Source organism: Dulcicalothrix desertica PCC 7102, assembly GCF_003991905.1.
Classification (GTDB): domain Bacteria; phylum Cyanobacteriota; class Cyanobacteriia; order Cyanobacteriales; family Nostocaceae; genus Dulcicalothrix; species Dulcicalothrix desertica.
In genome coordinates this window covers 7,896-8,291 of sequence record NZ_RSCL01000045.1, presented here as the reverse complement: position 1 = coordinate 8,291, position 396 = coordinate 7,896, and the positions used below count along the sequence as shown (strand labels likewise).

At 40.9% G+C, this 396-nt stretch carries 1 pseudogene; it reads left to right on the top strand.

Annotation, left to right across the window (positions count from 1 at the left end):
* Nucleotides 1-396: pseudogene (locus DSM106972_RS46830) on the top strand (hypothetical protein); the annotation flags it as partial.

The following is a 396-nucleotide window of genomic DNA, read 5'->3' as shown; positions in this document are numbered from 1 at the left end:
GGCGCCTTTCGTTGTGAATATGGTGTGTTGTCAATATACATGCCTAACTTGCGTCACCGTGCAGTGGCTTCAAATGCTGCATTCAATATCTACCTTGATGCCACCATGCGTGCTGAAGATTTGGCATTAAAGCTTGGTGTAAAGAATGATACTATCTTGCTTCTTGAACAAGTTAAACCAACATATGAAAACTTGAAAATTATTCAGGTTGTGGGTATGGGGAAAGTTGGCAAGGATAGAAGCGAGACTATGGATGCAAGACTTTCTGCACTCAAAAAAGAATTGATTATTAAACATCCCAACCTGCAATTTTTGGAGTGGAAGAAACACGCATCTAACTACGATGGCTATCATTTCCGCGATGGCAGAGGGATTAACAGGTTTAAAGACGCAGAT